The following is a 7,330-nucleotide window of genomic DNA, read 5'->3' on the forward strand; positions in this document are numbered from 1 at the left end:
GGATCATTAAGGATGTTGTGGGCTTCTTTCATTGCCTCCTTATAATTTATTTCCTTATGACTCATCATCAAATTGATTAATGAGCCTTTTTCACCGGTGGTATAGTCTTTAAAATACCCTCGATATTCCCCCGTTAATGACACTTTTAGAGCCGATTTACCGATACCAAAGGTTAAATAGTCACGGTCTGATTTAGATGGGTTCGGTTGTCCCAATAGGTTGATGGCTAAGCTTTCGGTGTATTTAGGGAGCGCTTGGTTGATGTGTTCTTTAAATTGGTTGTAGTCAAAATCTCCGTTTCTATTTTGATAACGTACGTCTTCATGAGGCAGAGCTTTGTCATTAAAGTAAGGGGTACTGTGTGGTGCAATGTTTTCGATGGTTTCAATGGCACTGTGTTTATTGACCTCTTTTGATAACCAGCTCTTCATCATCTGTTTTGGGTTATCGGTAAAAAGTTTGACATGAGTGCTCGCTCGGCTCAAATCGATGTAAGCGCGTCTTAAGTTCGTCAGTGCGCCTTTGCCTTTGAGAGTGGTAATGACGTACTGATACGTCGCTCCTTGCGCCATGTCCGCAGTTCTGGTGTAAGCGTAATCCCAATGCCCATCTTTGAGTTGGTTTGGATTGAGGTTTAACGTTTGCCCTTCTTTCGAAAGCGCGGTGATTTCTTCCTTGGTGGCACGGCTGATGGTGTATTCCACATTGGCTTTAATGCCTCGCGCTTTGTCGGTAAAGCGGGTCATGATTTTATCACCGGTTGAAAGCGGCTTTTCTGATTGAGCGAAGAGTGACGTGTATTTGTGGTCTTTGTTACGTGGCAAAAACGGTTTTGTCTTACCTGTATTCACGTCTTGAAGTGTCACCACTCCGTGCTCCGAATCAATGTGGGTAATGATGTCGTACTCTCCTTGCTTGGTGCTTAAAATGAGCCCTTTCTGATAAGGCATCATGGTGGCTAACTCTTCTTTGCTCTCACCTGTAGAGCGCAATCGGGTGGTGATGATGTTCTCTTGGCCTATCTCTTGTGTTTTCATCAGTCCGACACGAATGTGCTCAGTGATGTGGTCACGCTCATTATTCGTGTAAGCAATGATAAGCGTGTTTTCTCGCGTTTCGGGCGTACGGGCAAGGTAGTCCTGTGCTACAGCGTAAGGCAGCTTTTCGGTGGCAATAAGCTGTGCTTTGCTTTGGTCTTTCGCACTCTCATCGAGGGTGGAGATAATATGTTGCGTGCTACCGAGTGTATCAGGGCTTTGCTGAGAGAGTTTATCGAGGGCGCTGTGTGGCTGCTTATCCACAATGTTGTGTACGGCACCAAGCAGTATTTCATTCTTCTGACGAATGATGTCGGTCATAAAAGCCGTATCGATGAGTCCTTGTCTCATGCTCAATTCAAACGGTTTACCGGCATTAAGAGAAAGCAGCTGCTCTTTATCCCCAAGTAAGGTGGCTTTGGAGCCGCTTTGTAATACAAGGTCGGTGAGCTCTTTGGCTTGTTGGTTGCTGACCATGGAGCTTTCATCGAGGAAGAACAGCGTGTTTTTGTAGTCCTCTGGTAAGGTGATGCCACGTCTTAGGTCGGTCAGTAAGCTTTCCAGCGTTTGCGCTTGTATCCCTTTGCTTTCCAGTTCGCTGACGGCGGCGTGCGTTGGTGCAATACCTATGATTTGTGAAGGTGAGTGTTTACTGGCTTGGCTAGCGTGTTGAATCAATTCAATGTTGGATTCGAGTAGGGTGGATTTACCGGTGCCCGCTAAACCTTGCACGGCCACAAAACTGTCTTTGGTCGTTGAGATAAGGGTGATGCCGTCCTTTTGCCCTTGGGTAAGGCGAGGCTGTGCATCGAGATAATCTCTGACTTGTCTGTGGGTGGCAAACGGCTTGTGTTGATTTTTCCCTTGCTCAATGTTCCGCAAGATGTGCTTTTCGGTATCGAGCGCCGCTTGGGTGGTCCAGCGTGTGCCGTCGCTGTATTCGGCAGAGAGGGTGTCACTGCGCTTGGCGAGCTCTGTTTCAATTTGATCTTTGATTATCGGTTGATTGGCCTCTTCAAAAGCGTAACGGATCGCTTCGACGACTAACTCTTTTTGTGTAAACGCCGCTTCTTTTTCAGAAAGATGACTCAGGGCAAAGTTCAACGCTTTCTCTTGCAGTGGTGAATTTTGCTCTTTGTTTAAGAGAGTGAGGGCTTGCTGGATGTCGCTTTTGACGGTGATGGCGGTGGTGTCAGTCAGGTAGCGGTCGTTGACGCTTTGAGTGTGCATCACTCGCTCGATGGCAGAAAGCTTCACTTCGCTTTTCTCAAGCGCGGCCTGGGCTTTATCGGGGTTGTCGGTAAACACATCGATGCGCGCGCTTTTCTCGGTCAGATCATGGAAGAGCGCTTTGGAGAGCGTAAAGGTTTTGCCTGAAATAAGAGTGTGCGGCCTTGGTTCGATATGACTGGCGGAATGCACATAGTCGTATTTTAGTGGTGCGTCTTTCAGGGCTTCAGCGGGGATGGTTTTCGATTCGCCTTGCGTGTCCGTTAACGTCAGGGTTTCTTTAGATAACCCTGTGACCACGTAACGTTCATTGGCGTTCAACCCAGATGGAAAGTGCTTACTGGTGGTTATGAGGCGTTCACCTTGGTTAACTTGCAACGATTCAGGTTTAAAGACCTGCATGTTGAGGGCTTTGAATCCGGTGGAAGCGGGATCGAGGGTGTATTCTTGTCCATCGGTTTTGCTGAGTACATGGACTCGATTGTTTGTCTTATCCGATGTGGAAACCACTAACTCTTGAGGTTTTCCGTCTTCCCAATGGCGAAGGGTCATGCCCGGCTTGTAGTGTTGCGCTAACTCCTGTTGGGGTTTAGACAAATAATGAGGTTGCTGAGTCAACAAGGTGATGCCGCTGCGGGCAAGTTGACCCTGGTTCTGTAGAGAGGTCCGGATCGCGTCCGTCAATCGTCGTTGTTCAACGTGAGAAGTCGCCAGCACTTGTGTGTCTTCTTTGTTTGATAAGTAGGTATAAGCTCTGGCGAGGGTGCGCGTATCACTGTCGTGCAAGGCAACCTTACTGTCTATCTGTTTGCTGTCTACCCAAGAGTGCGAGACGACGTTGCCTTTGCGGTAAAGCTCGATGGCGTTATAGGCTTTAAAACCTTGGCGACTGGACGTGTTGTTCAGCAAGATGACTTTGCTCCCCGATCCCTTAGCTTTTGCGTTTAAAGCGATCAACTCATTCGCGCTCATTTTGTGGGCGCTGTCGACGAGAAGGACATCTTTGTTGGTCATTGGTAGGTCGGAGTGCAACAAACTATGGACAGAGTGACGATGCTCTTCTTGAAACCGGTGTTTTACCCAGGCTGCGACCGTATGACTTTCACGTTGGATGGTTTGGCTATGACGGTGTTTGTCTTTGGCGTTTTGTGACACTAAGTGGACACGTTTACCGACATGGTTGCCGACGTTCAATAGGTTTTGCGCGATTTGCTCACTGTTGCCAAACACATTGACCACATGAAACTGTTTGGTGGACTGGTAAATGTCCGCCACCTTTTGGCAGTTGCCTTGAGTGAGGGTCAGTTTATCTAACGTAGCGTCATTGACGGGAGTACGCATATGGTGCGTACGCCCTTTGCTGGCCGCCATTAACGCTTGTTCGGTTTTCAGCATGGTTTGAGTGGTGTATTGACCTTTCATGGAAAGGGGGAGAAGCGCCCCGTCTTTCACCCATTGGTCTGCGACCACTTTAAGGTCGATTGCATTGGCTTGTACGCCGCCCTTGGTAAACTCGGCCGCGGCTAATTCTATGATCTTTTGCAGTTTTAGTGCCGTGTTGTATTGCCCCAAGTGTTCAACGGCGCGACTAAACGCGTCTTTAGCGATTTGTTCAGGGTGATGCTCTTGTTGAGCGATGCCGAGGGCGTTTTTAACCAAGTCTTTGGGCTGATAGCCTTTGTTGCACACCGTTTGTTGCCAGCGAGTATTGAGCTCGGCCTCACTTTCGTAGGTTTTGGCTTTGCGAGTATCGAGTGCGGCTACATCTTTTGCCGCTTGCGTCCCCCCAAAATCTAAGGCTTGTTGGTCGAGCTGTTGTTTGCGAGTAGAAAACGTATCAAGGAGGATTTGAGGGAGGCCTTTGGCTTCAAATTGGCCGTTACCCAATCCTTGCATTTGATAACCCATTTGTTCGCTCTCTTTGGCAAGCTGACTCTGGTAAAGAGCGGTGTAGTACTTTTGGAAGTGGTAAATGCGCTCGCCTGTTCCATTGATGACGCCGCCTTTTTGTTTGAGAGAAGAGGCGAGTGTACGCAGTTGCCCTTCTTTGTCGCGCGTCATGTTTGCCGTCAAAGCGTGGGAATGGAGTTGTGGGTCGTTTTCACGACTGGTTTTATGGCGCACGACCGCAAAGGCCATGGATTCGGTATTGATGAACTCACGAGCGCCTTCGTCATTGATGTGCGTGGCTTGTGCTACGTCTTTTTCTAATTGCGAGAGCGCGAATTTGACCGCCGTGTTATGCGCATCGATTAAACGTGTGTCACCCCCGACGAGAGCAAGTACACTGACCGATTTTGGCGCAGAAAAGGTTAGGTCAAACCCCGATTTATGATCGTCGCGTTTGCCTTTGATGGTTTCATGGCCTAGGTGTCCAGATAAAACGGACTCTAACGTTTTTTGGTCAACCGGTTTACCGAGTAGGCCTGCTTCTTCGGCTAACTGACCATGCCAAAAGGTGTTTTCATTGGTACTGTTTTCTTTGAGGTAGTAGTTGTCGTTGCTGTCTTTTTCGAGAGAAATGTCAGGGGTCTCTTGGGTGTTTTCTTCGTTTAAGTAATACTTGGCGGCGCCAGAGGCGGATTTAAGAGGGCTAATGGACATCATAAGGTGTTCTCCTTTTTTTGGGGCGCAGCAAAGCCGCCACGTCAGCGGAATGCCGGTGAGTTGGGTGTGGTACGAATGGGTTAGCGGACGGCGTTGATGTGAATGAAAGGGTGGTAAAGGGTTTTTACAGGGGAGGGTAAGATTGTGTTCGGTCTCTAAATGTTCCTTGATGTTTCATTTCGTGTGGTTAATCGTACATCTCGCCCGTTTCTGCTTGTGTCATGGACGCCTCTTCGGTTTCTCGCTGTAGTGCATTTTGTGTGTTTTCAGCGAGCTGTTGGTTTTGGGCAGCGTTATTGGTCGGGTTTTCCTTTTTCGGTGCTTTGGCAAGGGTTTGTTTTTGATGGGTTCTGGTTTGCTGCTGCTCTTCTTCGTTTTCATAGGTACTTTGCTGAATGGCGAGTAATCGGTTTCTTTGGGTTTCATCGAGTTCATGCAAAGCAATTAACTCATGAAAAATCAAGGCTTGGTCGATACTCTCCATTGCTTTCCCGCCTGGTAGGTTGCGTTTGATGAAGGAGGGTTGGAGATTGCTCATGCGGTCGTACTTCAGTTGCAGCTTAGTGATGAGCATGGAGTTAGGGGTGCGTAAGTAACACTCTAAATCATCCAAACCTTGGATTTGGGCAGGAGAAACCACAGGACGCGTTTTGTTTTGGTGGCCAAGTGAGACACCGTCACGCAGTGCGTTCGCCCCGTAAGAAATATTTTCTCGTGAGATATCGATTTCTTGCTCACCAAGATCATCCGAGGAAATGGTGGCCATCGCTTTTGAAGGGGCGCGGAAGAAAAAGCGCGTGTTGAGCAAATCAAAAATGACTCTCGCCGCGTTGCGCCCGTAAGTGGTTTCTAATTGAGCGTAAGATTGCAAACCCAGTAAATAACATCCTCCAAATTTACGCACTTCAGAAATAATGTGCGTGAGTTCAGGCAGTTTATGTAACGTAGGCATTTCATCGATGATCACCCAAATTCGGCGGTCGTCATCGGGCTCCATTCCTAGAATGGCGTTGGAGGCAATCGCAAGCCACATCGAGATCAGTGGTCTGAGTGCGGTGTGTTGTCTTGCGTTACTCGATAGGAATAAAAATCCTTGCTGGGATTCATCTTGCACCCAATCTGTGATCGAAAATGGCGCCCGTTTATGGTGGCCTTGTGCGTCTTTTTCATCCAAACCATGTAAGTAACGTAATGACTTAATGTAAGTCGCTAGTACCGATTTGATGGAGATAGCTGTCTTCTCGATACTTTTCGAGACGAGGGAGCTAGCTTCGGTGTCTTTTAAGTGTTCACCTAGCGTGGAAAGCTCCGACGTTAAGATAATGTGCAGCAAATTTTCAATGGTACATTTGTGTTTGTCATCGATCATCATTTGATAGGTGGTTGCTGCGAAAATGGTTCGTGCGGAATCCACCCAAAACGGGTCGCCTTCGCCGTGTTGCGGAATAAGCGCGGCCGCGAGCGATTCAAAGTCAGGGGCTTCTTTGGCATCACTCCAAATATCCCATGCAGCGCAACGCTCATCGAAGGGATTTAAAATCACGTCTTTATGAGGGTCATAGAATTTACTGACAAAATCGCAGCCTTTATCGTAGATGATGGCTTTATCGCCTCGCGCCCGTATCCAGCGCAATAACTTGCGAATCGCAACGGATTTACCTGCGCCTGTGGTGCCGTCAATCATTAAGTGCTTGACCTCAAACCTATCAACAAAAAGCTTGTGACCATCGAGTGCAAAAGGAGAGAGTTTTTTCTTCTTTTTCAGCTCTGCGGTGACGGCTTTAGGCTCAGCCAATTGAAAGCCGCGAATGTGGTTATCTTCGCTTTGCTCTTGCCCTTTTCTCTTAAACCAGTGGTTGATAATCACAAACAGCACGGTGGAAGTGGCCACAGAGACCAGTAGGCCACTGAACAGGGCTTGCAGCAATTCTTGGTAGCACTGTGACAAGATGGGGTTTTGCAGTTGTTGGCCAAGGGTGCTGCTGTAGCGTTGATCTTCCCATTCGACCACTACGTTGCGCTTTAGGCTAAAACCTAATTTGTTGAAGAGCCAAAATAGACTGTAGTAGTAGGCACCGGTTAATGTGCTGGCCGAGGTGAGGAGGTAAGTAGTGATAAGCCCGAGCAAGGCCGCGAAGATATTGAGGTACTTGATTGTGGTTACGTTCACTTGCCACCACATTCGAATGTTATGGAAAGTGATTTGACCACCACGAGTCGTAGACATAGAAAAACTCCTTGTGAAGGAAAACAAAAAAGCGCCCACACTGAGTGAGGCGCTTTTGTTCGGTAGAATGAAATCAGGAATAAGGTGACAGGTTACAAAGGAGGTGTATTACGAGTGCCAAGGCTAAGGGACGACAGAATTGTTTGGTGCTCGCATTAAGATTGACCAGTTTCAAAACGTTTTTGGACATAAACAATTTAGACCTATAGCTCTAAATCGTTTATACAAG

General features: G+C 47.8%; 2 protein-coding genes. Both read right to left on the reverse strand.

Translation table 11 applies throughout. The annotated features are described in order from the left end of the window. Positions 1–4,874, reverse strand: a 4,874-nt coding sequence (traI, locus tag AB4653_RS04140; protein WP_372103403.1) for a conjugative transfer relaxase/helicase TraI, incomplete at its 3' end; no start/stop codon positions are given. A gap of 187 nt (positions 4,875–5,061) precedes the next feature. Further along, on the reverse strand, positions 5,062–7,101 hold the full coding sequence (gene traD, locus AB4653_RS04145) for a type IV conjugative transfer system coupling protein TraD (RefSeq protein ID WP_102258633.1): 2,040 nt from the start codon (positions 7,099–7,101) through the stop codon (positions 5,062–5,064). Between the last annotated feature and the right edge of the window lie 229 nt (positions 7,102–7,330).

Source organism: Vibrio sp. 10N.222.48.A3 (assembly GCF_041475345.1).
Classification (GTDB): Bacteria; Pseudomonadota; Gammaproteobacteria; order Enterobacterales; family Vibrionaceae; genus Vibrio; species Vibrio tasmaniensis_A.

Excerpts from the sequence above, each read along its gene's own strand:
- traD (WP_102258633.1), bottom strand. The coding sequence starts at position 7,101 with ATGTCTACGACTCGTGGTGGTCAAATCACTTTCCATAACATTCGAATG.